Genomic DNA, 23,378 nt, shown 5'->3' with positions numbered 1-23,378 from the left:
CCTCGCTGAAATACTCAGTGCCCTGAGTAATTGGAGAGATGGGGCTTACGGATGGACAAGGTGGTCGCCACCGCCGCTGAGGCAGTGGCCGATGTGCCCGAGGGCGCTTCGCTCGCGGTGGGCGGTTTCGGGCTGAGCGGTGTGCCGAACGTGCTCATCCAGGCCCTGTACGACAAGGGCACCGGCGGACTGTCGGTGGTCTCCAACAACTGCGGGGCGATGGACTCCGGCCTCGCGATCCTGCTCGCGGCCGGGCGGATCGCCCGCGTGACCGGCTCCTACATCGGCGCCAACAAGGAGTTCGCCCGCCAGTACCTGGCCGGTGAGCTGGAGGTGGAGATGATCCCGCAGGGCACGCTCGCCGAGCGGCTGCGGGCGGGCGGCGCCGGGATCCCCGCGTTCTTCACGCCGGCCGGGGTGGGTACCCAGGTCGCGGACGGCGGGCTTCCCTGGCGCTACGACGGCCAGGGCGGCGTAGCGCTCGCCTCGCCGCCGAAGGAGGTGCGGGAGTTCGACGGCGTGGAGTACGTGCTGGAGCGGGGCATCCGTACCGACTTCGCGCTCGTGCGGGCGGCGAAGGGCGACCGGCACGGGAACCTGGTCTTCAACAAGTCCACCCGGAACTTCAACCCCCTGGCGGCCATGGCGGGGCGGATCACCATCGCCGAGGTGGAGGAGCTGGTGGAGCCCGGCGACCTCGATCCGGATGCGGTGCATGTGCCGGGGATCTTCGTGCAGCGGGTCGTCGCGCTCACCCCGGAGCAGGCGGCGGACAAGCAGATCGAACGGCGCACGGTTTCCGCGCCTGCGGCACAAGGGACGGTGGGCCGGTAATGTCGTGGACGCGGGAAGAGATGGCCGCGCGGGCGGCACACGAGCTCGAGGACGGGCAGTACGTCAACCTCGGCATCGGGCTGCCCACGCTGATCCCGAACTATCTGCCCGAGGGCGTGGAGGTGATCCTGGAGTCCGAGAACGGCATCCTCGGCACCGGCCCCTACCCCACCGAGGACCAGGTCGACCCCGATCTGATCAACGCGGGCAAGGAGACCGTCACGGTGCTGCCGGGGGCGTCCTTCTTCGACTCGGCGCTGTCGTTCTCGATGATCCGGGGCGGGCACATCGATGTCGCCGTGCTGGGCGCGATGCAGGTCTCCGAGGCCGGTGACCTGGCGAACTGGGCCATCCCCGGCAAGATGATCACCGGGATCGGCGGGGCGATGGACCTGGTCCACGGGGCCCGCACGGTCATCGTGGTGATGACCCACACAGCCAAGGACGGCAGCCCGAAGATCCTCACCGAGTGCGCGCTGCCGCTGACCGGCAAGGCGTGCGTGAACCGGATCATCACCGACCTGGGCGTGATCGACGTGACGCAGGACGGGCTGCTGCTCGTCGAGACCGCGCCCGGCGTCGCCGTCGACGAGATCGTCGCCAAGACCGACGCCAAGCTGACGATCGCGGAGGACCTGCTGTGAACCCGGTGTACATCGTCGACGCGGTCCGCACCCCGATCGGCCGCTACAACGGCGCCCTCGCCGCCGTCCGCCCGGACGACCTCGGCGCCCACGCCATCCGCGAACTCCTCGCGCGGACCCCGGAGTTGGATCCGTCCCGGATCGAGGACGTCTACTTCGGCAACGCCAACGGCGCCGGCGAGGAGAACCGCAACGTCGGCCGCATGGCCGCCCTGCTGGCCGGGCTCCCCACGTCCGTGCCCGGCGTGACCGTCAACCGCCTGTGCGCCTCCGGCCTCGAAGCGGTCATCCAGGCGGCCCGCGCCATCGCGGTCGGGGACGCCTCCATCGCCGTGGCCGGCGGGGTCGAGTCGATGACGCGGGCGCCGTATGTGCTGCCCAAGTCGGACCGGGCGTTCCCGGCGGGGCACGCCGAGCTGTACTCCACCACCCTGGGCTGGCGGATGGTCAACCCGAGGATGGAACCGCAGTGGACCGTCCCGCTCGGCGAGAGCGCGGAGCTCATCGCCGAGAAGCACAAGATCAGCCGGGAACAGCAGGACGAGTTCGCGCTCGCCTCCCACCAGAAGGCGGCGCTCGCCCAGCAGGCGGGCCTGTTCGACGCCGAACTCGCCCCCGTCCCGATCCCGCAGCGCAAGGGCGACCCGGTCCTCTTCGCCGCCGACGAGTCCGTCCGCGCGGATGCCTCCCTGGCGGCGATGGCCAAGCTCAAGCCCTCCTTCCGCACTTCCGAGGGGACCGTCACGGCGGGCAACGCCTCCCCCCTCAACGACGGCGCCGCCGCCCTGCTGCTGGTCGACGAGGAGGGCCTGAGGGCCACCGGCCGCGAGCCCCTCGCCCGGATCAGCGCCACCGGCGTGCACGCCCTCGACCCGCACTACTTCGGCCTCGCCCCCGTCGAGGCCGTCAACCGCGCCCTCACCAAGGCCGGCCGGACCTTCGCCGACCTGGACGTCCTCGAACTCAACGAGGCGTTCGCCGCCCAGGTCCTGGGCTGCGTCGCCGAATGGCCCGAGTTCGACCCCGCGATCCTCAACCCCCAGGGCGGCGCCATCGCCCTCGGCCACCCCCTGGGCGCCTCCGGCGCCCGCCTCGCCGGCACCGTCGCCCACCAGCTCGCCCGCAGGGGCGGCGGAACGGGCGTCGCGACTCTCTGCATCGGCGTCGGCCAGGGCCTCGCCCTCGTCCTGGAGCGCTAAGAACCCCCGAGGAACCCTCATGACTCTCACGCAACACGACATCGACCAGGAGATCGCGGCTGAGCACGCCGCGTACGAGAAGCGGGTCGCCGACGGAGCCCCCGTCGAGCACCAGCCGCGGCGCGACTACGCCCCGTACCGCTCCTCGGTCCTGCGCCACCCCAAGCAGCCGCCCGTCGCGATCGACGTCAGCAAGGACCCGGAGCTGGTGGAGCTGTCCTCCCCCGCCTTCGGTGAGCGGGACATCACCGAGATCGACAACGACCTCACCAGGCAGCACAACGGCGAGCCGATCGGTGAGCGGATCACCGTCTCCGGCCGCCTTCTGGACCGTGACGGGCGTCCGATCCGCGGCCAGCTCATCGAGATCTGGCAGGCGAACTCGGCCGGCCGCTACGCCCACCAGCGCGAGCAGCACGACGCCCCGCTGGACCCGAACTTCACGGGCGTCGGCCGCACGCTGACCGACGGCGGCGGCTTCTACGAGTTCACCACCATCCAGCCGGGCCCGTACCCGTGGCGCCAGCACGTCAACGCCTGGCGACCGGCGCACATCCACTTCTCGCTCTTCGGCACGGCGTTCACCCAGCGGCTCGTGACGCAGATGTACTTCCCGAGCGACCCGCTGTTCCCGTACGACCCGATCATCCAGTCGGTGACGGACGACGCGGCCCGCCAGCGGCTGGTCGCCACGTATGACCACAGCCTGTCGGTGCCGGAGTTCTCGATGGGCTACCACTGGGACATCGTTCTCGACGGGCCCAACGCCACCTGGATCGAAGAAGGGCGCTGACCTGCCATGACGAAGATCGACACGAGCCGTCCGGAGACCGTGCTCCCGACCCCGTCGCACACGGTCGGCCCCTTCTACGGCCACGCCCTGCCCTTCCCCGGCGGCGGCGACATCGCCCCGATCGGCCACCCCGACACGATCGCGCTCCAGGGGTACGTCCACGACGGCGAGGGCAACCCGCTGCCGGACGCGTTCGTGGAGCTGTGGGGTGCCGACCCGGACGGCAACGTCGCGCAGGTCGACGGCTCGATGCGGCGCGACCCGGCGAGCGGCGGCTTCCTGGGCCGCAACGGCGTGGAGTTCACCGGCTGGGGCCGGATCCAGACCGACGCCAACGGCCACTGGAGCGCGCGGACGCTGCGGCCCGGGGCGCGCGGGCAGAGCGCGCCCTACATCAGCGTGTGCGTCTTCGCGCGCGGGCTGCTGGTGCATCTGTTCACCCGGATCTACCTGCCGGGCGACGAGGCGGCGCTCGCCGCGGATCCCCTGCTCTCCCGGGTGGATCCGGCGCGCCGCGACACGCTGATCGCCGAGGAGCAGGGTAACGGCACCTACCGTTTCGACATCCGCCTTCAGGGCGAGGGCGAGACGGTCTTCCTGGAGTTCCAGTGACTTCTGCCGATTCCGACGCCGGCCTGCTCGCCCCCGGGTGGGCCGGCTCCCCCGCCGCCTCCGCGACCACCGCCGGCGCCTACCTCCAGGCGTTGCTGGACGCGGAGGCCGCACTGACCCGGGTGCAGGCCCGGCTGGGTCTCGCCCCGGACGGGGCGGCCGACGCGGTGACCGCGGCGGCCCACACGGAACGCTTCGACGTACGGTCCCTCGCCGAGCGTGCGCGTGGCGGCGGCAACCCCGTCATCCCCCTGGTGGCCGACCTCACCGCGGCGGTCGGCGAGGAGTACGGCCCGTACGTGCACCGGGGTGCGACCAGCCAGGACATCCTGGACACGGCGACGATGCTGGTGGCGGCCCGCACGCTCGACCTCGTGCTGGCGGACCTCCACCGCGTCCAGCTGGCGCTGGCCCGGCTCGCCTCCGAGCACCGGGACACCGCACTCCCGGGACGGACGCTCACTCAGCACGCCGTGCCGACGACGTTCGGCCTGAAGGCGGCCGGGTGGCGCTCGCTGGTGCTGGACGCGCGGGACCGGATCGTCGAGGTACGGGACGACCTCCCCGCCCAACTCGGTGGCGCCGCCGGAACATTGGCTGCCTTCACGGCGTACGGCGCCCAGGACCCCCCGGCCCTGACGGCGGCCTTCGCCCGGGAGCTCGGCCTCGACGCGCCGGTCCTCCCCTGGCACACCCTGCGCACACCGATCGCCGATCTCGCCGGCTGCCTCGCCTTAACGGCCGGGGCACTCGGCAAGATCGCCAACGATGTCCTCACCCTCGCCCGTACCGAGATCGCCGAGCTCGCGGAGGGCAGCGGGGGCGGTTCGTCGGCCATGCCGCACAAGGCCAACCCCGTACGGTCCACGCTGGTCGCGGCCGCCGCCCGGCGGGCCCCGCAGCTCGCGGCCACGCTGTACGGCTCGATGGTCGCCGAGGACGAGCGGCCGGCCGGGGCGTGGCACGCCGAGTGGGAGCCGCTCAGGGACCTGCTCCGGCTGGTCGGCGGCGCGGCCCACGACGCCGCCGAACTGGTCGAGGGGTTGCGGGTGAACGCGGACGCCATGCGCGAACACCTCGATCTCACCCACGGGTTGGTGGTCTCCGAGCGGTTGTCCGCCGAGCTGGCGCCGATCCTGGGCCGGGCCCGCGCCAAGGCGCTGCTCACGGAGCTCGCGAAGCGCGCGTACTCCGAGGGACGGCTCCTGGCCGAACTGCTCGCCGAGACACCGGAGTTGAAGGACGTGGACCTCGACGAACTTACCGACCCCGCCCGCTACACCGGCTCCGCCGGAGCCCTCACCGACCGTGCTCTGGAGCGACATTGACCAGCAAAGTCCTCAACCACCGTGCCGAAGGGCCCACTTCCGCACCCCCGCTCCTGCTCGGGCCCTCGCTCGGCACCTCGATCGCCCTGTGGGACAAGGTCGCGCCCGAGCTGTCGATCACCCATCGGGTGGTCCGCTGGGATCTGCCGGGCCACGGCGGCTCGACGGCCGATCTGATCGGGGCGGGCGCGACGGTGGGTGACCTCGCCGACCTGGTTCTCGCGCTCGCCGACTCGCTCGGCGTCGAACGGTTCGCGTACGCGGGGGTCTCGCTGGGCGGTGCGGTGGGGCTGCACCTCGCCGTGCACCATCCGGAGCGGGTCTCCTCGCTGGCCGTGATCTGTTCGTCGGCGCACTTCAACGGCTCGAAGCCGTGGGAGGAGCGGGCCGCGCTGGTACGGCGCGAGGGGCTGGCCGGGTTGGCGGAGAGCGCGAACGCGCGATGGTTCACCCCCGGGTTCACCGTGCCGGAGCTGGTCGCCGACCATCGGAACGCCGATCCGGACGCGTACGCCGCCTGCTGTGACGCGCTGGCCGCGTTCGACCTGCGGGACGAGTTGCCGTCCATCACCGCGCCCTCGCTGCTGATCGCCGGGCGCGACGATCCGGCGACCCCGCCCGCTCACCTGCGGGAGATCGCCGACGCCGTGCCCGCAGCCGCGCTCGTCGAGATCCCGGGCGCCTCGCACCTGGCGCCGGCCCAGTGTCCGGAGGCTGTGCTGACGGCGCTGCGGGCGCACCTCGACGGCGGCGCCAAGCGGGGTATGGAGGTGCGGCGCGAGGTCCTCGGCGACGCGCACGTCGACCGGGCACAGGGCCGGCAGACCGCGTTCACCGCGCGCTTCCAGGACTTCATCTCGCGCTACGCCTGGGGCGAGATCTGGACCGACCCGACGCTCACCCGACGCGAGCGCAGCATGATCACTCTGACGGCCCTGGTCGCGCACGGCCACTACGACGAGCTGGCCATGCATGTGCGGGCGGCCCGGCGCAACGGGCTGACGCCTCAGGAGATCGGGGCCGTACTGCTGCAGACGGCCGTGTACTGCGGGGTTCCGGCGGCGAACTCGGCGTTCGCGGCGGCCCAGCGGGTGCTGGCGGAGGAGGAGCCCGGCGGCTGAGGGTGACCCTGCTGGTCGTAGCTTCAGCAGCACCTCGCACATGCCTCCCCCGCGTGCCTACGGTGGAGGCATGTCGACCGTTCTGATCACCGGCGCCACCTCCGGGCTCGGCCGCCACATCGCCTTCGAGCTGGTCCGTGCCGGGCACGTCGTGCTGGCGCACGGGCGCGACGCCGACCGTACCGAGAAGCTCGTCGAGGAGCTGCGGGCCGAGGGCGACGCCGAGGGGTTCGTGGCGGACCTCGCCTCGCTGGACCAGGCGCGGGAGCTGGGCGCGCATGTCGCCGACGCGCGCCCCGAGCTCGACGTGCTGGTCAACAACGCGGGCGTGGGCAGCGGACCACGCGGCGCCGGGCGGGAACTCAGCGCCGACGGACACGAACTCCGCCTGGCCGTCAACTACTTGGCGCCGGTCGCGCTGACCCGCGCCCTGCTCCCCGTGCTGCGCGCGAACGCGCCCGCGCGGATCGTGAACGTCGGCTCGGCTGGCCAGGAGCCCCTCGACCTCGACGACCCCGAGCTGACCCGCGGCTACAGCGGCGTCTCGGCGTACTGCCGCAGCAAGTTCGCCCTCGCCGCCCACACGTTCACCCTCGCCGAGGAGCTGGTCGGCACCGGCGTCTCGGTGAACGTCCTGCACCCCGCCACCTACATGGACACGGCCATGGTCCGCGAGGCGGGCGTCACGCCCTGGAACACGGTCGCCGACGGAGCGGCGGGCGTACTGGCGCTGGCCACGCGGGACGTCGGCACGGGCGGCTACTACGACGGAACCTCGCCGGCGCGGGCGCACGCGGGAACGTACGACCCGCAGGTACGAGCACGGCTGGCAACGGTCACCGAACAGCTGCTCAAGATCTGACCGCTTTTTCGTCATTCGTCTGCGCATCCGCGTGGCTGGTCGCGCCCACGTGGCGGAGCCGCAGATCGATGCAGCCCCGCGCCCCTAGGGCACTGCGGCCAACGCCGCCTCCGCCTGTGCCACCAACCCGTCCGCGCCGCACGACCTCGCCAGCGTCAGCCCCCGCTGAAGCTCGGCCGAGGAGCGCGCAGCCATGCCGTATTCCACCCGAGCGACCGCGTGCTCGTACTGGCAGGGCGAAGCCTCCAGATAGGCCACCGCCTGCTCGGCGAGCCGTACCGCCCGCTGCCCGCTCTCCAACGCGGCAGCGCACCGCAGGGCCTCGCCGATCGCGGTGTCGGTGCCGAAGCGCTCGGCGTGCCGGCGGGCGTCGGTGGCGAGCCGGGCGGCGCGCGCCGGGTCCACGTTCGCCAGGGCACGGGCCAGTTCGACGGCCCAGGGGACCATCACCGGGTTGTGGTGGCCGCGGACGGCCGCCACCTTCGCCGCCTCCTCCAGCTCGTTGATGCCCTCCTGGGTGCGGCCGACCGCGAGGAGCAGGCGGCCGCGGACCGAGCGCGGGTCGGGCAGGACGAGGGTGGCCGGGTACGGTGCGGCGAAGCCGTGGTGCTCGGCGATCTCCCAGGCCTCGTCGACATGGCCGCGGGCGAGCAGCGTGTCGACGAGGTTGCTGGTGGCGGACCAGTGCAGGGGCAGCCGTCGGCCGACGCGCTCGGCGAACTCCAGTGACTGACGCATCGACGCCTCGGCCTCGCGCAGCCGGCCGCGCCTGCGGTGGCCGAGTCCGACATAGGCGTGGCCGAGGGCGAGGTGGCCGCCGCGCCAGCCGGCCGTCTGCCAGGTGCGCAGGGCGTCCACGTACAGGGCCTCGGCCCGGTCGAGCCGGTCCGTGTAGGCGTACGCGCAGGCCAGCATCATGATGATCTCGGGGCCCCACTCGGTGTCGGTCCAGCCGAGTCCCGGGGCGAGGCGGCCGTTGACGAGCGCGCGGTCGCACACCTCGACGACCTCCTCGGCGTTCTCGCCGCGGGCCATGGCGTCGAAGCCGCGCAGCATGAGCAGGGCGCGTTCGGAGTTGTCCCGGCCGGTGCAGGTCCGGGCGAGTTCGGCGAGTCGCTCCCGGAGGTTCGGTGCTGTCGTCTCGCCCGCGTGGAGGCTCTCCCACATGTACTGCACGGCCTGGAGCCGCATTCTGGCGGGGCCTGTCCGGTGCCGGGCGGCCTCCGCCTCGACGGTGCGGATCGCCTCCTCCAACTGGTCGTTGTGCAGCAGTGCCTGGGAGAGGCGGCAGACGGCGTCGACGCGCTCACCGCCGTCCAGGCCGGGCAGGGCGAGCGCGGTCCGGAGGTGGTCGATGGTGGTGGCGGGCGCGGTGAGCAGGGTGGCGCAGCCGAGTTCGTACAGCACGCGCGCGTGGGCGTCGGGGGCGGGCGGTTCCAGCAGGGCGCGCTCCAGGCAGCGGCGGGCCGCGTCGGGGGCGCCGACGGCCAGGTGTTCGCGGGCGGCCTCGCGCAGCTGCTCGACGAGTTCCTCGTCGTGGTCCGGGTGGACCTCCAGGAGGTGGCGGGCGGCGACGGCGGCTCCGCGTCCGTTGTCGGTGACGACGCGGGCGGCGATGCCGTGCATGGCGGTGCGCAGGGCGTCGGGGATGGAGTTGTAGACGGCGGAGGCGATCAGGGGGTGGACGAACTGCAGGTCGCCGTCGTCCCCCTGCGGGTTGGCGGGGTCGGGCTCGGTGAGGATGCGGGCGGTGCGCAGCAGTTCGGCGCACCGTCCGGCGTCCTCGGTGCTCATCTGGGCCAGCTCCGCCACCAGGTCCACGGTGATCTCGGTGCCGAGGATGGCGGCCGCCCAGGCGAACCGGGTGGCTTCGACGCCGAGGCCCTTGAGCCTGGTGACGAGGCCGCCGCCGCGCGCCGCGCGGTTCAGGGTGCGCAGTTCACCGGCCGCCGACTCGGTCGGTTCGAATTCGCTGTCCTGCACCTTGGCGAGGAGTTCGACGGTCTCGTAGGGGTTGCCGCCGGTGACGGCCCAGACCTCGCGGCAGAACGGGTCGTCGGCGTGCGGGCCCAGGGTGGCGCGGGTGAGGCCGGCGGTCGCGTCCGGGGTGAGGGCGCTCAGGTTGGCGACGGAGCTGCCCGCGGCGGCGATCGCGTCGAGGTGGCGGGCGCTGTCGCCGCTGACCTCGGCGGGGCGGCGGGCGACCACGAGCAGGACGTTCTGCTCACCGACGCGCTCGGCGAACGCGGCGAGCCAGCGCAGGGTCTCCTGGTCGGCCCAGTGGGCGTCGTCGACCAGCAGCACGAGCGGCCAGTCGCGCCGGGCCAGCCTGCGCACGGCGGCCACCAGACCGTCGCACACGCCCTGCGGGTCGGCCTGGCGCTCGCCGGGGTCCGCTATGCCGAGGGCCGGTCCGGCGATGTCGTACCAGTCGCCGAGGTACTCGCGCGCCTCTTCCGGCATCAGCGACAGCAGGGCGGGCTGCAGCAACTGCCGTACGACGTTGAAGGGAACGGAGCTCAGGGTCTCGCTGCCGCGGGCGGACCACACCGTGCAGCCGCGTGCCTCGGCGAGGCGGCGCGTCAGTGCCAGCAGTGCGGTCTTGCCGAGTCCGGCCTCGCCCCGCAGTACCAGGAGGCTGCCCGTGGAGGACTGGTCGGCGCACAGGGTGTCGAGCGCCCGCTCGACGGCGGCGAGTTCCTCGTCGCGCTCCCACAGGGAGGCCGAGGCGGCCTGGGTGGGCCGTACCTCCGTCATCCCGCTACCTCCCAGAGTCGCCCGAACGACGTACCGACGTCGAGCGTAGCCGTCCGGCTGTCTGAGCGGAGGCCGCTCGGGGCACCTGTTGCCGTGACGGGTGACAGCGGGTGCGGGCGGGCGACGCGCAGGGCCCGCGACCTGCCACGCTGTTACTTACGGATAGTCAAGAACCCACGGCCGAACGGTAGTCGAGAGGCAGGGGCATGACGCTGGCTTCCCATGACCGAGACACGGTCCGGTCCCGCAAGGCCCTGGTCGCGGGGTCGGTGGGCAACTTCATCGAGTGGTACGAGTTCGGTGTCTACGGCTACTTCGCGACGATCATCGCGGCGCGCTTCTTCACGCCGGAGGGCGGCAGCGAGGCCGAGGCGCTGGTGAAGACCTACGCGTCGTTCGCGCTGGCGTTCTTCTTCCGGCCGGTCGGCGCGGCGCTGTTCGGCCGGCTCGGCGACCGGATCGGGCGGCGGCCGGTGCTGATCCTGGTGATCACGCTGATGACGGGGGCGACGACGCTGATCGGTGTGCTGCCGACGTACGCCACGGTCGGCGCCCTCGCCCCGTGGCTGCTGACGTTCCTGAGGGTGCTTCAGGGGCTGTCGGCGGGTGGCGAGTTCGGCGGGGCGGTGTCGGTGATGACCGAGTTCGCGCCATCCGGGCGGCGAGGGCTGTACGGGGCGTGGCAGTCGTTCACCGTGGCGCTGGGGCTGCTGGGCGGTGCGGGTGCGGCGGCGCTGCTGGCCACCGTGCTGACCGAGCGGCAACTGGGCGAGTGGGGCTGGCGATTGCCGTTCCTGCTGACGCTGCCGCTGGGGCTGGGCGCCCTGTGGCTGCGGCTGCGGCTGGACGAGACGCCCGCGTTCCGGGAGGAGCGGGAGGCCGAGCGGCCGCCCCTGCGCGAGGTGGCCGGGGCGATCGCGCTGGGCGCCGGGCGGATCATGGGGTGGGCGGCGGCCGGGTACACCTTCCTGGTCGTGCTGCCCTCGTATCTGCAGTCCACGCTGGACGCGACCTTCCAGCAGGCGCTGATCGCCACGGTGCTGGCCAACCTGGGGTTCGCGGGGACGATCCTGCCGGCGGGATGGCTCAGCGACCGGCTCGGGCGGCGGAGGGTGATGCTGGCGGGGGCGGTGCTGGTGGTGGTCCTCGCGGTGCCGCTGCTCAACCTCCTTCAGGACCCGGGCGTTTCCCTCACCGTGAAGGGCGCGGCGGTGTGCGGCGCGGGTGCCGTCGTGGGGCTGATGGCCGGCCCCGGCCCCGCGATGCTCGCCGAGCTGTTCCCGACGAACGTCCGCTACACGGGGCTGGGACTCGCCTACGCCCTGTCCAATGCGGTGTTCTCGGGCTGTGCCGGGCTCATCATCACGGAGACGATCGAACGAACGGGGAGCGTGGACATCCCCGCGTACTACGCGGCGGCGACGTGCGCGGTGAGCGTCCTCGCTTTGGCCAAGTCGCCGTGGAGGAAGGCAAGTTGAGCACATGCGGGTGATCGGCCTGATGTCGGGCACGTCGTACGACGCCATCGACGCGGCGGCGGCCGAGCTGGACCTCGTCGGCGACAGCCTCGTCCTCGGGCCACTGGGGCTGGTGAGCGAGACGTACGACGACGGGCTGCGGGAGGCGCTCGCGGCGGCGCTGCCGCCGGGGACCACCTCCATGGCCGAGGTGTGCCGGCTCGACACGCGGATCGGGCAGGCCTTCGCGGCGGCGGCCGTCCGGGCTGATCGTGAACTGTGCAGCGGGCGGGGCGAGTTGATCGCCTCGCACGGGCAGACCGTGTACCACTGGGCCGAGGACGGGCAGGTGCACGGCACACTGCAGCTCGGGCAGCCCGCGTGGATCGCCGAGGCGACCGGGCTGCCCGTGGTCGCCGACTTCCGGCCGCGCGACATCGCCGCCGGCGGGCAGGGCGCGCCGCTGGTCAGCCTGGTCGACCTGCTGTGGCTGCGCGGCCGGCCGGGCACGCCGGTCGCCCTCAACCTCGGCGGCATCGCCAACCTCACCGCGCCGGACGGCACGGCCTTCGACACCGGGCCCGGGTGCGCGCTGATCGACGCGGCGGCGAGCGGACTCGACGGCGGGCGGTTCGCGTACGACGTCGACGGCGCGCTGGCCGCCCGCGGCACGCTCCACGAACCGCTGCTGCGACGGCTGCTGGAGGAGCCGTACTACGCACAGCCCGCGCCGAAGACGACGGGCAAGGAGCTGTTCCACCTCGGCTATCTGCGGGAGGTCCTGGCCGGGTTCGGGACGCTGACGGCCGAGGACGTGGTCGCCACCCTGAGCATGCTCACGGCCCGCACGGTCGCCGACGCCGTGCGTGCGGTGGGCGCGACGGAGGTGATCGCCTCGGGTGGCGGGACACGCAACCCCGTACTGATGCGCATGCTCGGGGAGCGGCTGCCGGGGGTGGCGCTGCGTCCCTCCGACGAGTTGGGGCTGCCGTCGGCCGCGAAGGAGGCGTACGCCTTCGCCGTACTGGGGTTTCTGACCGCGCACGGACTGCCCGGCACCGATCCGGCGGCCACGGGCGCCCGGCACGCGCGCGTGCTCGGTTCGATCACCCCGGGCCGGGACGGCCTGCGGCTGCCGCCGCCCGCCCGGGAGCGGCCCGTTCGGCTCGTCCTGGAGTGACTCGGGCCGGAATTTCGAAGCGTCGGCGCCGGATCCTCTCATCCGACTTTCACCGAGGCCTCATACGGTGGACCCATGACGCAGGTGACTCCTCCCGGCTGGTATCCCGACCCGGGCCAGAAAAGTGACGGTTCGCCCACCGAGCGCTGGTGGGACGGCAAGGCATGGACGGACCAGGTCCGGCCCGCGGGGTCGGCCGACGTATGGGGTCCTCCGGAGCAGCTGACGGCCGACGGCGCGTATCCGGTGCATCCGGGTTATCCCGGCCGACCGCCGTCGGGCGGGCGGAGCGGCCTGCGCACGGGCATAGCCGTGGGAGTGGCCGCGGTGGTCCTCGCGAGCATCGGCGTCGGCGTGTACGCGCTGACCGCCGACGACGGCTCGGGCGGCGGCAGCGCCAACTCCCAGCAGCAGGGCCCTGGCGGGCAGGGTGGCCAGGGTGGGCCCGGTGGCGGTCAGGGCGGCCCGTTCGGGGACTCCGGCGGGAGCAGCGGCGGCGGTTCCGGCGGGGAGTCCCCCTCCCCCGGTCAGTCGGAGGCGCCGAAGGTGGAGAGCGGTTCGGTGACCGACCCGGTCAGCGGGATCAGCATCGCCATCCCGGACGGCTGGTACGGCCAGCAGATCAACTGGGGAGCGCAGGTGGCGTCGAACGAGACGTACAAGTGCCCCTCCGACACCTCCCAGACCTGCATGAAGGGCGGCGCCTACTCGGCGCCCGCGCTCGCGCTCCGCACCAAGGGCGACACGGCCGAGGAGGTCGCCAAGGCGGACATCGCGGCGAACGCCGAGGAGTCCTACGGCAAGGGGTACGGAGAGATCACCTCGCACGAGGTGCTGGCCTCCAAGGCGGTGACCGTGGCCGGGCAGAAGGGCTATCTGGTCCGCTGGAAGGCGGTCACCAGCAAGGGCGCCGACGGCTACGTCCAGTCGCTCGCCTTCCCCTCGCCAGTCAGTGAGCAGCAGATCGTCGTGGTCCGCATCGGCGTGGACGCCGGGGAGCAGTCGGTCATCGACGAGATCACCAAGGGCATCAAGGTGTCCACCGGTGGCGGCAACGGCCAGGACATCTGAGCCGCTGTCTTTCCCGGACACGAAGCGGCCGGGTGGGGCGCCCCTCCGCTCAAGAGGAACCCCACCCGGCCGGGGGGTGCGCGCCGCCCCCGTCCCCACGGTGCGGCGCGGAACAGGTCACCGTCCAGTCATCCCGTGGACGGCGGCCTGAGTCTCAGGTCAGGCCGAGCGCCGGCAGTACGGCGGCCCGCACGAACCGGACGATGTAGTCGGGGTCGGCGTCCTCCCCCTCCAGGACGGGCCGCGCCCGCAGCACGCCGAAGATCTGCGCCGGGATGTACTCCAGCGCCGGATGGTCGGCGGCGACCTCCCCCCGCTCGACCCCGCGCCGGAGGATCTCCTTCAGCGCGTCGAGCTCGGGGTCGACGAGCGCCTCACGCAGGGCTTGCTGGAGTTCCGAGTCCTGCATGACGGCATGGCCGAGCGCCTGGAAGAGCCGGGTATCCCTGCCCGACCACACCCCCGCGGCCCTGGCGGCCTCGCACAGGTCGCCGGCGAGGGTGCCGGTGTCGATGCCCTCGAAGCGGGTGCGCCGACAGGCGCGCAGGGCGGCCGCCACGAACTGCGGCTTCGTCTTCCACTGCCGGTAGAGCGTGGACTTGCTGCAACGTGTGCTGGCGGCGACGCCCTCCATGGTGACGGAGTCGTAGCCGCACGCGCGGATCTGTTCGAGCACGGCGTCGAAGAACTCCTGCTCACGCTCGGGCGTGATCTTGGAGCGGCGCGAGGCGGCGACCGTCTCCGGTCCGTCCGCGGCCTGCGACGTCATCGGACCCTTCTCCTCACTCTGTGCGGCGGCCTCGCAGGGGGCGGGAGGCCGTGCTTCCAGTGTGTCGTACGTCTATCGAAACGCCACTGTACCGGAACGCTCCCGTATCGGTACAGTGTCGTATCGGTACAGGGGCGTTTCGGTACAGGGGCGTTTCGGTACGTCGCCGTATCGATGAGTGCCACTTCCAGCACCACGCGGCACCACCCAGCACCACCCACCGTCAGCGAAAGGGCCGGGGGAATGAATGGCCACACCGAGCCTCCTCGGGCGAAGACCCACGCGACAGCCCGGCCTCCGCTCGTCCGGGAGCTCCTGCTCGTCGTAGGGCTCTTCCTCGTCTACAAGTTCGGCCGGCAGCTCGCCACGGGCCACACCGCCGAGGCCTTCCGCAACGCGGACCGGGTGTGGGACCTCGAACGAGCCGTCCAGCTGCCCGGCGAGGGTTCGGTGCAGCACCTGCTGCTGCACGGCGACACGCTCATACACGTCGCGAACACCTACTACGCGACCATCCACTTCCCGGCCACCGCGGCCTTCCTGATCTGGCTCTACCTGCGGCGCCCCGCGCACTACGTCTGGGCCCGCCGCATCCTCGCCGCGGTCACCGCGGCCGCCCTGGTCGTGCATCTGACGTTCCCGCTGGCCCCGCCGCGCATGCTGGCCGCGACCGGCCTGATCGACACCGGGCAGGTCTACGGCCCCTCCGTGTACGGCTCGCCCGAGACCGACCACCTCTCCAACCAGTTCGCGGCGATGCCGTCGCTGCACTTCGGCTGGGCGCTGATAGTGGCGATCGGCCTGATCGCGGCGACCCGGTCGCGATGGCGGTGGCTGTGGCTGCTGCACCCGCTGGCGACCCTGCTGGTCATCGTGGGCACGGCCAACCACTACTGGCTCGACGCGATCGTGGCGACGGCCATGCTCGGCATCGCGCTCGCGGTGATCAACCTGCCGCAGCGCACGGCGACTACGGCCGGACGCGGCGCCGACAAGCTCGTCCCGGCGGCCCGGGACGAGGAAGCCGCACTCGTGGGAGCGGGCCGATGAACGCCACCCTTCTCGCTGTCCTCCTGTCCCTGTTCTCCGCCGTCGCCTACGCCGCCGCGGCCGTCGCCCAGGAGCGACTGGCCTCCCGCGCCCCGGGATCGGGCACGCTGCGGCTGCTGCGCTCCGGCGCCTGGTGGGGGTCGGTCCTGCTCAACGGCTCCGGCGCGCTGCTGCACGTGGTGGCCCTCAAGTACGGTCCGCTGACCGTCGTACAGCCGCTCGGCGCGCTCACCCTGGTGGCCGCGGTGCCACTGGGCGCGCGCATAGCGGGGCGGCGGGTCGGCGCGGTCGAGTGGCGGGGTACGGCGCTGACGCTCGTCGGCCTGGCCGCGATCCTCGTCACGGCGTCGGGACACGCGCCCGACGAGGTGCTGAGCACATCCGAGGCGCTGGCGGTGGCGGCGGTGACGGTGACGCTGATCGGCATGCTGTCGCGGCCGGGTGCCCGGCCGGGGCTGCGGCACGCGGCCGCGTCCGGCTTCGCCTCCGGGGTGGCCTCGGCGCTGACGCAGACCGTGACGGTGGCCCTGACCGACCACTCCGCCCCGCTGCTCAGCCTCCAGGTGGCCGGGGTGGCGCTGCTGGTCGCGGCCCTCGCGGCGAGCGGGCTGCTGCTGTCGCAGACCGCCTACCGGGGCGGCCTCGGCGCCCCGCTCGCGGTGGTGACGCTGGCGAACCCGCTGGCCGCCGCGGTGATCGGGCTCGTCCTGCTCGGCGAGCGGTTGCAGGGCGGTGCGGCCGGCATCCTGCTGGCGCTGGCCGGAGCGGGGTTGGCGTCCTGGGGTGTGGTGCTGCTCACCCGGGCGACACCCGAACCCGGCCTCGCGCCCGAAGGCGCCCTCACCCCCGACCCGGATGTCGCGCCCTCCCGCGAGACCGACGACGAGCACCCCGTGGCAGCCGTACTGGCCCTGAAGCCCGAGTCGGCGGCGCAGGAACCGGCGTTGATGCCCCGGCAACCGCAGCCGGGGCACCTCACACCGCTCTGATCCGAGCGGTCCGTCCGTCGCGGACGGTCACTCGGTGATGATCGCCGGGTCGCTCACACCCGGCCGCCCGTTCTCCACGTGCCCGGCGAACCTGCGCAGGAACGCCGGGTCCGCGTCGGAGGTGACGGTCAGGTCGTACCAGCGCCGGCTCACCGCCAGGTCGACGGTGCGCCGCACCGTGGCGCCGGGCCGCACCGTCACCGTCGTGGGGCGAGGGCCGTACCCGTTGGCGAGCTTCAGCCGGACCGCGGCGGTGCCCTTGTTGGTGAAGGTCAGCTCGATGTCGTCGCCGGTGTGCCGGGCGGTGACCTCGGGACCGGCCGCCTTGTTCGAACCCTTGAACCAGCGCACGAAGCCGGCCGGGCCGTGCACCGTCAGGTCGTACGAGCCGTTCGAGTACGCCGAGTTCCAGGTGTCCGCGATGCTCTTGCCGGCCTCGGTGGTGTACGTCCAGGGGCCGTCGGTGCGGTTGCCGGACGTCACGTGGAAGGCGGCCCCGGCCTTGGCGCCCGAGGCGAAGGCCAGCGTGAACCTGCCGGCCGCCGCGTCGACGGAACCGTCCACGTACGGGGCGTACTTCAGCGGGCGGGCGGGGCGCAGGCCGCGCTCCTGTCCCGGCATGTCCGGGTCAGCCGGCGGCGTCGGCTTGTAGTCGGGGTGACGCTCGCGGTCCTGCGGCTCGTACTCGTCGGTCCCCGGCAGAGCGGCCGGGCGGCTGTCCTTGCGGGAGAAGTCGAAGGCCGAGGTCAGGTCGCCGCAGATGGCCCGGCGCCACGGGGAGATGTTCGTCTCCTTGACGCCGAACCGGCGCTCCATGAACTGGAGGATCGAGGTGTGGTCGAGCGTCTCGGAGCAGACGTAACCGCCCTTGCTCCACGGCGAGACGACCAGCATCGGCACGCGCGGACCGAGGCCGTAGGGGCCTGCCGGGCGCTTGCTGTCGCCCGGGTAGAGGTCGAGCGAGACGTCGACCGTGGACTTGCCCCGCGATGCGCCCTTCGGCGGGAGCGGCGGCACCACGTGGTCGAAGAAGCCGTCGTTCTCGTCGTACGTGACGAACAGGGCCGTCTTGGACCAGACCTCGGGGTTGGCGGTGAGGGCGTCCAGGACCTGGGCGATGTACCAGGCGCCGTAGTTGGAGGGCCAGTTGGAGTGCTCGGAGAAGGCCTCGGGGGCGGCGATCCAGGAGATCTGCGGCAGCTTGCCGGCCTTGACGTCGGCCTTCAGCCGGTCGAAGTAGCCGTCGCCGTTCTTGACGTCGGTGCCGGTGCGGGCCTTGTCGTACCAGGGGTCGCCGGGCTGGGCGCTGCGGTACTTGTTGAAGTACAGCAGCGAGTTGTCGCCGTAGTTGCCGCGGTAGGCGTCCTCGATCCAGCCCCAGGAGCCGGCCGCGTCCAGGCCGTCGCCGATGTCCTGGTAGATCTTCCACGAGATGCCGGCCTGCTCCAGGCGCTCGGGGTAGGTCGTCCAGCCGTAGCCGAGCTCGTCGTTGCCGAGGACCGGGCCGCCACCCGTGCCGTCGTTGCCGGTGTAGCCCGTCCACATGTAGTAGCGGTTCGGGTCGGTGGAGCCGATGAACGAGCAGTGGTAGGCGTCGCAGACGGTGAAGGCGTCGGCGAGGGCGTAGTGGAAGGGGATGTCCTCACGGGTCAGGTACGCCATGGTCGTGGTGCCCTTGGCCGGGATCCACTGGTCGTACTTGCCCCCGTTGTAGGCCTGCTGGCCGTCGGTCCAGCCGTGCGGCAGGCCCTCCAGGAACTGCATGCCGAGGTCGTCGGCGTCCGGGTGGAACGGCAGGATCTCCTTGGTGCCGTCCGACTGGTGCCAGTTCGACTTGCCGTTGTCCAGCTTCACCGGGCGCGGGTCGCCGAAGCCGCGGACGCCGCGCAGCTTGCCGAAGTAGTGGTCGAAGGAACGGTTCTCCTGCATCAGGACGACGATGTGCTCGACGTCCTCGATCGACCCCGTGCGGTGGTTCGCCGGGATGGCGGCGGCCCGCTGGATGGAGCTCGACAGAGCGGTGAACGCCGTGGTCGCGCCCGCGAGTTGCAGGAATCGGCGCCGGTTGACTTCGGGCATGAGCGAGGGACCTCTTCCCATAGAGGGTGATTTGACCGGCCGTTGGTGACGGAATGCGCGCGGAAGGAGTGTTCCAGGAGCACCAAACGTCAGGGAAGGGTCTGGTGGCGCTCGTGTGAAAGTCGTCGGTACGACAGGTGTGCCGGGGCCGGGGTGCGGGGATGGTCGCGATCATGACAGAGACGACGCGCACGGATTCCCCGCCGGCTGCACGGCCCGTACGCCAGCTCCTCGCCGCCTCGGTCGGCAACGCCGTGGAGTGGTACGACTGGTATTCCTGGAGCACCTTTCTGACCTGCGGGTTTCCGGGATCGGACCGGTTGTGACCTGCTAGGTCGGGTTGCAGAGGCGATCGGAGGCAGTCAGAGGAAACCGCTCTGATTCGACCCCGGTTCGACCCCAGCTGCTCGGAGCCGGTCAGAGGCAATCGCCCTCTGTTTGGCCCCGAATCGGCCGAGGTCGGGGCGGTGCCGAGCGGGTCAGGACTCCTCTGGAGGCGCTCCGCGTCGATCTCGGTCGAGTCGCGATGGGGACGCCTGCCTCCACTGAGGAGCCAGGCATACGAAGGCCTCCAGGACGGCCATCCTGGAGGCTTCGCTTGGCACCGATTGGAGGTCGGTCCCGGACACCACCCGTGGTTTTAGCGGGCCTGGGTGGCGTCCACGTCCTTGCGAGACGACCCCACAGTGCCACACCACACCTACCAGGCAGACCCATCCCGACGGACATTTCACCCGAGCGAGCGACTGGGCCTTCACCGGCTGCCTCCGGCTGCGGCTGACCTTGTCCTGCTCGGAGACCTCACCGGCCGGTATGCGACGGGAAGCTACAGCAGGCTCGGCTCCGACGCCCGGACCGTGGTCCTCCGTACGGACCGTCAGGGTGCGGCCGAGCACGGGCACAGGATCACGGCGGCCATCGCCTGTCACGTCGCCCGCGCCGGCGGAGCCGTCGATGAGCTGACCCGGCTGCTGCTTCATCCCGACCATGAAGGCGGTCGGCACGTCCAGCACATCGCGCTGCGCTCCGGGCAGGCGCGCGCCCTGGACTACATCCGCCGGGTGTGGGCCAGCGCCTCGGCCGCGGTCGCCAGCACGCGGGTCGTGGAGTCGCGCCAGCAGGCGTACGAGGTTCTCGCCGCGCTGCGGGACCGGATCGAGACGACGCCCTGGCGCGGGGAGCGGGGGCGAACCGCGCTGCGGGTGCTGCGGGCGCATCTGAACTTCGCCGAGATCGCGGGCGGGCCCCTGCACCACGCCAGTGAGCGGCAGACCGCCGAGGAAGCAGGCATCTCCCGGACGACGCTGCGGGTGGTCTACGAGACCCTTCTCAAGCCGCGCGGGTGGCTGCGCCGCCTGCGGGTCGGCCATGGCCGGGAGGGCTCCACCTGGTACCTCGGCGACGGTGGCGCCCACCGCCATGGCGTCCCTGTTCCGTTGTCTCGTTTCCGGACCACTCAGTACCCCCCCCGACCCGGCACCTGAGGAGTGGCCCACCCCTGAGACAGGCGTGGCGGCCGACATCGACTCCACCGTCATCGGCCGTTTGATGGGCCACGACGCCTTCGCCCACCACGGCCTGGGCAGCTCCGCCCTCGTGATCATTGGCGCGCTGCATGCCCGGCCGGCCCAGACCGTCGGCGAGCTTGTCGGCTCGGCGTCGGTGTCCCGGGCCACCGCCTACCGGACCTTGCGTCGCCTGGCCGACCACGGCCTGGTGCACCACAGCGGAGAGACCTGGAGCCTCGCGCCTCGCGCGCTGGAGGGCTTCGGTAACGGCCTTCCAGATGCAGTGACCAACGAGATCGCAGAACCGGCTCAGGGTTGGGACTCGGTCGCAGAGCAGCATGGAACCACGGGCGTCGCGGCCCGGCGCAAGGCGCTGCACGCTGTCGAGCGCGCGGCGTACCGGGAGGCGCTGGAGCGGCTGTCGGAGCACCGCAGCAAGGCCGTGGTGATCGTCCGCGACGGCCGCCAGGTCCTCGTGCCGGCGCCCCGCCCCGACGAGATCCCGCCGACGTGGCACTCCCCGGATGGGCGTGTCCCTCGACCCGGTCACAGGGCGTCCGGCCGCCGACTGGCGGGTCGCCACCGACGGCCGCCTGATCCTCATCACCCCTGCCGACCAGCGCAGTTACGACGAGCTGGCCGCCGCCCATGCCGAAGCCCTCAGCGAATGGGAGTCCGCAGCATGAACCCAGAGCCCCCGGTCACCTCCGATGCGAGCAAGGTGGTGACGCCCGAGTCCCTGCGCAAGCAGTACGAGTCCGGTGCCACGGTCGAGGAACTCGTCGCCGCCAGTGGGTTGTCGTACGGCACGGTCCTCAACCGGCTGCACGAGGCCGGGACCGAGATGCGTACGTCGTGGCAGACCCGCCGGATGCGCCAGGATCCACAGGCGCGCCAGCGTCTCGCGGCCCACCTGCGCGCCCTGTACGAGCAGCGTGGCGCGACCCTCACCGAGCTCGCCGCGGCGGGGGCTGGGACGAGGCGTGCTGCCCGACGCCTGCTGATCGAGGCCGGCGGCGCTGTGCGCACCCCGCAGCAGACGTTGCGGATACGCGCCGCGGCGCGGGCCGTTCAGCGGCAGAGGCTCGCGCGGTCCCTGCGGGCGCGGTACGAGGCCGGAGCCACCGTGCCGGAGCTCGCTGAGGACTGCAACTACTCCGTGGCCACGGTCTACCGGCTCCTGCACCAAGCAGGCACCCCCATGCGGCCCCAGCACAACCACGGCCCGGCCCGCGACACGAGGAAACGGCCATGAGCGCCGCCGTCCTCGCAGGCATCCCCCACAGTGCCGCTCGGCTCACCGACCCGCCCATGCACCATCCCGGCTCCGGTTGCGCGGCCAGAGCACCCCCGCTCGGCCGCAGGCAGCCAGGCAGCCAGGCAGCCAGGCCCAAGCGTCGACGCTGTCGGCGACTCCCCGCCAAGTCAACGCACCTTTCCAGTTTCAGGAGATCAAACACACGTGAACGAGAACACCCGTATCAAGACCCTGGCGGCGGCCACAGCCCACGCCTGGGACGCCTTCGTGATCGTCGTCGGCATGCTCAAGGGCGGCACCGGCAAGACCACCTCCGCCTGGTTCATCGCCCTCTACTACGCCGTCGTCCTGGGGCTGCCGACGCTGTTTGCTGGACGCCGACGCGACCAGTCAGTCCGCCTGGGACTGGTTCAAGGTCGCCCAGGCTGAGGGCTTTGAGGTCCCGGAGAACCTGGTGGTCGAGCGGTACCCGTTCGACGATATCGCCGAGTACATCCGCGCCAAGCGTGCCGAGTTCGGGGCGATCGTGGTCGACGCCGGCGGCGGCAGCGCCCGCATCTTCCACGAGGCTGTCACCGAAGCGAACCGGCTGATCGTGCCGGTCGCCCCCACCAAGATCGAGCGCCGCAAGCTCGTGGCCACCTTCGACGAGGCCGAGCGCGCCGCCGCCCGCAACGAGCGCGACGTCACCGCCCACGTGGTGCTGGTGAAGGCCGACGACCGCACCAGCCTGCCCCGCAACGCCAAGGACAAGCTGCTGGAGCCCTCCCAGGGCGAGGGCATCGGCCCGGATCGCGACGAGCCGTTCCCCCTCGCCGAGACGACCATCCACTCCTGGGTGCACTACATGGAGGCCTTCGGCGAGATCCCCACCGAACTGAGCGAGTACGCCGAGCTGATGAAGGAGCTGACGGCATGACCGACAAGAACGAGAGGATAAAGCCTCCGGCCCGCCGCACCGGCCGCACCCTCGGCGGCGGGACCAAGAAGGCGACCACGCCGCCCCCTCCCCCGGCCGCCGAGCTCACCCCCGAGCAGTACGCCGCCGAACAGGCTGCCGCCCAGGGCGAAGGTCGTCCCACTGCGGGCGAGGCGCAGGTTCAGCACGCTCCTTCCGCCGTTCCCGTCGAGGGGTCGGCGCAGGGCCGGACCGAGACGGTGCCCGAAGTGGTGCAGGCCTCCGCCCAGCCGACTGCTGAGGCGCCGAGCGGCACGATGCCGGAGCCGGCTGCCAGTCAGCCGGTTCGCCCAGCCGTCGTCGCCCCCGAGGCGGGAACGAGCGCTGGTGAGGAGCCGCCGGAACGGCAGGTGCCGCCTGTAGCCCCGGCCCCCGAGCCTGGAGCACCTGCAGTCCAGCCCACGCAGCCGGCCGAACCTGTTGCGCAGCACGGTCCGTCCCGTGTGACGTCCGCGGCTGCTGGTGCGGCTCTGGCCGCCGAGGTGGCGGTTCGCCCTGCTGTTCCTCCGGTGGCAGGCGGTACGGCGTTCCCGGTGAGGAGCGAAAGTCCGGGGGCTCACCAGGAACAGGACACTCGATCGCAGGAGGCTCCCAGCGAGGGGACCCCGTACGCGCACGGTCCCGGCCGCCCCAAGCACGTCCCCGAGACCGCTGTCGTCCTCAACCAGCGCATCATCGCCCGCGAGAGCCTCGACTCGTCGGTCCCCGCTGCGCTGAAGCTCAAGAAGCGGATCAAACGCTTCGCCCTCGACAACGAACTCGATCACCTGCCCATCGGCGACATCGTCTCGGTCGCGCTGGACGACTGGCTCACCGCTCGCGGGTTCTGAGCCCGACTGCAGTGCACGCAGGGCGGCCGCCCCGCGCCGGGGTGCGGCCGCCCCTCGTGCCGACTATTCCAATAGCCCA

General features: G+C 72.2%; 23 protein-coding genes. 20 read left to right on the top strand and 3 right to left on the bottom strand.

The features are described 5' to 3' along the window. The first annotated feature begins 51 nt into the window (after positions 1 to 51). The 8 genes from ACIREI_RS43460 to ACIREI_RS43425 all read left to right on the top strand — a co-directional run bounded on the left by ACIREI_RS43460 (position 52) and on the right by ACIREI_RS43425 (position 7,393). The gene (locus ACIREI_RS43460; RefSeq protein ID WP_403345591.1) at positions 52 to 834 is read left to right on the top strand and encodes a CoA transferase subunit A; all 783 of its coding nucleotides are present in this window, start codon (positions 52 to 54) and stop codon (positions 832 to 834) included. Next, positions 834 to 1,478: a CoA transferase subunit B gene (locus ACIREI_RS43455; protein WP_403345589.1), complete on the top strand. Its 645-nt coding sequence runs from the start codon at positions 834 to 836 to the stop codon at positions 1,476 to 1,478. The genes ACIREI_RS43460 and ACIREI_RS43455 overlap by 1 nt, the downstream gene beginning before the upstream one ends. After that, complete coding sequence (locus tag ACIREI_RS43450) at positions 1,475 to 2,677, top strand: thiolase family protein (protein ID WP_403345587.1); 1,203 nt, start codon at positions 1,475 to 1,477, stop codon at positions 2,675 to 2,677. The genes ACIREI_RS43455 and ACIREI_RS43450 overlap by 4 nt, the downstream gene beginning before the upstream one ends. A 19-nt stretch (positions 2,678 to 2,696) precedes the next feature. Continuing rightward, positions 2,697 to 3,470, top strand: coding sequence for a protocatechuate 3,4-dioxygenase subunit beta (gene pcaH, locus ACIREI_RS43445; protein WP_403345585.1), 774 nt, complete (start codon positions 2,697 to 2,699; stop codon positions 3,468 to 3,470). 6 nt (positions 3,471 to 3,476) lie between these two features. Then, positions 3,477 to 4,082 (top strand): protocatechuate 3,4-dioxygenase subunit alpha, encoded by a 606-nt coding sequence (pcaG, locus tag ACIREI_RS43440; protein ID WP_403345583.1) that lies wholly within the window; start codon positions 3,477 to 3,479, stop codon positions 4,080 to 4,082. Further along, the gene (pcaB, locus tag ACIREI_RS43435) at positions 4,079 to 5,410 is read left to right on the top strand and encodes a 3-carboxy-cis,cis-muconate cycloisomerase (protein ID WP_403345581.1); all 1,332 of its coding nucleotides are present in this window, start codon (positions 4,079 to 4,081) and stop codon (positions 5,408 to 5,410) included. The genes pcaG and pcaB overlap by 4 nt, the downstream gene beginning before the upstream one ends. Next, on the top strand, positions 5,407 to 6,531 hold the full coding sequence (gene pcaD / locus ACIREI_RS43430) for a 3-oxoadipate enol-lactonase (RefSeq protein ID WP_403345579.1): 1,125 nt from the start codon (positions 5,407 to 5,409) through the stop codon (positions 6,529 to 6,531). The genes pcaB and pcaD overlap by 4 nt, the downstream gene beginning before the upstream one ends. A gap of 70 nt (positions 6,532 to 6,601) precedes the next feature. Further along, a complete protein-coding gene (locus tag ACIREI_RS43425) occupies positions 6,602 to 7,393 on the top strand; it encodes an SDR family NAD(P)-dependent oxidoreductase (RefSeq protein ID WP_403345578.1) in 792 nt (263 codons plus the stop codon). An 84-nt stretch (positions 7,394 to 7,477) separates the two neighbouring features. Here ACIREI_RS43425 and ACIREI_RS43420 read toward each other — a convergent pair whose 3' ends face one another. After that, positions 7,478 to 10,150, bottom strand: a complete 2,673-nt coding sequence (locus ACIREI_RS43420) for an ATP-binding protein (RefSeq protein WP_403345576.1) — start codon at positions 10,148 to 10,150, stop codon at positions 7,478 to 7,480. 206 nt (positions 10,151 to 10,356) lie between these two features. Here ACIREI_RS43420 and ACIREI_RS43415 point away from each other — a divergent pair, with 206 nt between their 5' ends. The 3 genes from ACIREI_RS43415 (at position 10,357) to ACIREI_RS43405 (ending at position 13,858) form a co-directional block, all read left to right on the top strand. Then, the gene (locus tag ACIREI_RS43415) at positions 10,357 to 11,628 is read left to right on the top strand and encodes an MFS transporter (protein WP_403345574.1); all 1,272 of its coding nucleotides are present in this window, start codon (positions 10,357 to 10,359) and stop codon (positions 11,626 to 11,628) included. Between the two features lie 4 nt (positions 11,629 to 11,632). Beyond that, positions 11,633 to 12,787, top strand: coding sequence for an anhydro-N-acetylmuramic acid kinase (locus ACIREI_RS43410; protein ID WP_403345572.1), 1,155 nt, complete (start codon positions 11,633 to 11,635; stop codon positions 12,785 to 12,787). A 75-nt stretch (positions 12,788 to 12,862) separates the two neighbouring features. Then, a complete protein-coding gene (locus tag ACIREI_RS43405; protein ID WP_403345570.1) occupies positions 12,863 to 13,858 on the top strand; it encodes a DUF2510 domain-containing protein in 996 nt (331 codons plus the stop codon). Between the two features lie 154 nt (positions 13,859 to 14,012). On the opposite strand, the gene ACIREI_RS43400 is transcribed toward ACIREI_RS43405, so the two are convergent. Beyond that, positions 14,013 to 14,627, bottom strand: a complete 615-nt coding sequence (locus tag ACIREI_RS43400) for a TetR/AcrR family transcriptional regulator C-terminal ligand-binding domain-containing protein (protein WP_403345568.1) — start codon at positions 14,625 to 14,627, stop codon at positions 14,013 to 14,015. Positions 14,628 to 14,870: 243 nt separating this feature from the next. Here ACIREI_RS43400 and ACIREI_RS43395 point away from each other — a divergent pair, with 243 nt between their 5' ends. Then, positions 14,871 to 15,677: a phosphatase PAP2 family protein gene (locus ACIREI_RS43395; RefSeq protein ID WP_403345566.1), complete on the top strand. Its 807-nt coding sequence runs from the start codon at positions 14,871 to 14,873 to the stop codon at positions 15,675 to 15,677. Then, entirely contained in the window at positions 15,674 to 16,666 is a 993-nt protein-coding gene (locus tag ACIREI_RS43390; RefSeq protein WP_403345565.1) for a DMT family transporter, read from the top strand. Before ACIREI_RS43395 ends, ACIREI_RS43390 begins: the two co-directional genes overlap by 4 nt. A gap of 27 nt (positions 16,667 to 16,693) precedes the next feature. Here the strand turns inward: ACIREI_RS43390 and ACIREI_RS43385 are convergent, their stop codons facing one another. Next, positions 16,694 to 18,745, bottom strand: coding sequence for a phosphocholine-specific phospholipase C (locus ACIREI_RS43385; protein WP_403345564.1), 2,052 nt, complete (start codon positions 18,743 to 18,745; stop codon positions 16,694 to 16,696). Positions 18,746 to 18,918: 173 nt separating this feature from the next. Here ACIREI_RS43385 and ACIREI_RS43380 point away from each other — a divergent pair, with 173 nt between their 5' ends. The 7 genes from ACIREI_RS43380 (at position 18,919) to ACIREI_RS43350 (ending at position 23,299) form a co-directional block, all read left to right on the top strand. Then, the gene (locus ACIREI_RS43380) at positions 18,919 to 19,071 is read left to right on the top strand and encodes a hypothetical protein (RefSeq protein ID WP_403345643.1); all 153 of its coding nucleotides are present in this window, start codon (positions 18,919 to 18,921) and stop codon (positions 19,069 to 19,071) included. Between the two features lie 531 nt (positions 19,072 to 19,602). After that, a complete protein-coding gene (locus tag ACIREI_RS43375) occupies positions 19,603 to 20,229 on the top strand; it encodes a hypothetical protein (protein ID WP_403345562.1) in 627 nt (208 codons plus the stop codon). Positions 20,230 to 20,777: 548 nt separating this feature from the next. Next, positions 20,778 to 20,939, top strand: a complete 162-nt coding sequence (locus ACIREI_RS43370) for a hypothetical protein (RefSeq protein ID WP_403345560.1) — start codon at positions 20,778 to 20,780, stop codon at positions 20,937 to 20,939. Then, positions 20,936 to 21,508, top strand: a complete 573-nt coding sequence (locus ACIREI_RS43365) for a helix-turn-helix domain-containing protein (RefSeq protein WP_403345558.1) — start codon at positions 20,936 to 20,938, stop codon at positions 21,506 to 21,508. Before ACIREI_RS43370 ends, ACIREI_RS43365 begins: the two co-directional genes overlap by 4 nt. A 207-nt stretch (positions 21,509 to 21,715) precedes the next feature. Then, positions 21,716 to 21,940 carry a hypothetical protein gene (locus ACIREI_RS43360; RefSeq protein ID WP_403345556.1) on the top strand — a complete coding sequence of 75 codons (225 nt, stop codon included), beginning with the start codon at positions 21,716 to 21,718 and terminating at the stop codon, positions 21,938 to 21,940. Next, positions 21,879 to 22,430 (top strand): ParA family protein, encoded by a 552-nt coding sequence (locus tag ACIREI_RS43355; RefSeq protein WP_403345554.1) that lies wholly within the window; start codon positions 21,879 to 21,881, stop codon positions 22,428 to 22,430. Before ACIREI_RS43360 ends, ACIREI_RS43355 begins: the two co-directional genes overlap by 62 nt. Continuing rightward, positions 22,427 to 23,299: a hypothetical protein gene (locus ACIREI_RS43350; protein ID WP_403345552.1), complete on the top strand. Its 873-nt coding sequence runs from the start codon at positions 22,427 to 22,429 to the stop codon at positions 23,297 to 23,299. The genes ACIREI_RS43355 and ACIREI_RS43350 overlap by 4 nt, the downstream gene beginning before the upstream one ends. The last annotated feature ends 79 nt before the right edge of the window (positions 23,300 to 23,378 follow it).

It is taken from the genome of Streptomyces sp. NPDC093591, from assembly GCF_044764885.1.
Lineage (GTDB): Bacteria > Actinomycetota > Actinomycetes > Streptomycetales > Streptomycetaceae > Streptomyces.
The sequence above is the reverse complement of the archived record's forward strand: the minus strand, read 5'-3'. Positions and strand labels throughout refer to the sequence as shown.

Coding starts and splice junctions, on each gene's coding strand:
- ACIREI_RS43460 (WP_403345591.1), top strand. CDS start 52: ATGGACAAGGTGGTCGCCACCGCCGCTGAGGCAGTGGCCGATGTGCCC.
- ACIREI_RS43455 (WP_403345589.1), top strand. CDS start 834: ATGTCGTGGACGCGGGAAGAGATGGCCGCGCGGGCGGCACACGAGCTC.
- pcaH (WP_403345585.1), top strand. CDS start 2,697: ATGACTCTCACGCAACACGACATCGACCAGGAGATCGCGGCTGAGCAC.
- pcaG (WP_403345583.1), top strand. CDS start 3,477: ATGACGAAGATCGACACGAGCCGTCCGGAGACCGTGCTCCCGACCCCG.
- ACIREI_RS43425 (WP_403345578.1), top strand. CDS start 6,602: ATGTCGACCGTTCTGATCACCGGCGCCACCTCCGGGCTCGGCCGCCAC.
- ACIREI_RS43420 (WP_403345576.1), bottom strand. CDS start 10,150: ATGACGGAGGTACGGCCCACCCAGGCCGCCTCGGCCTCCCTGTGGGAG.
- ACIREI_RS43415 (WP_403345574.1), top strand. CDS start 10,357: ATGACGCTGGCTTCCCATGACCGAGACACGGTCCGGTCCCGCAAGGCC.
- ACIREI_RS43410 (WP_403345572.1), top strand. CDS start 11,633: ATGCGGGTGATCGGCCTGATGTCGGGCACGTCGTACGACGCCATCGAC.
- ACIREI_RS43405 (WP_403345570.1), top strand. CDS start 12,863: ATGACGCAGGTGACTCCTCCCGGCTGGTATCCCGACCCGGGCCAGAAA.
- ACIREI_RS43400 (WP_403345568.1), bottom strand. CDS start 14,627: ATGACGTCGCAGGCCGCGGACGGACCGGAGACGGTCGCCGCCTCGCGC.
- ACIREI_RS43395 (WP_403345566.1), top strand. CDS start 14,871: ATGAATGGCCACACCGAGCCTCCTCGGGCGAAGACCCACGCGACAGCC.
- ACIREI_RS43390 (WP_403345565.1), top strand. CDS start 15,674: ATGAACGCCACCCTTCTCGCTGTCCTCCTGTCCCTGTTCTCCGCCGTC.
- ACIREI_RS43385 (WP_403345564.1), bottom strand. CDS start 18,745: ATGCCCGAAGTCAACCGGCGCCGATTCCTGCAACTCGCGGGCGCGACC.
- ACIREI_RS43380 (WP_403345643.1), top strand. CDS start 18,919: ATGACAGAGACGACGCGCACGGATTCCCCGCCGGCTGCACGGCCCGTA.
- ACIREI_RS43370 (WP_403345560.1), top strand. CDS start 20,778: ATGGGCGTGTCCCTCGACCCGGTCACAGGGCGTCCGGCCGCCGACTGG.
- ACIREI_RS43365 (WP_403345558.1), top strand. CDS start 20,936: ATGAACCCAGAGCCCCCGGTCACCTCCGATGCGAGCAAGGTGGTGACG.
- ACIREI_RS43350 (WP_403345552.1), top strand. CDS start 22,427: ATGACCGACAAGAACGAGAGGATAAAGCCTCCGGCCCGCCGCACCGGC.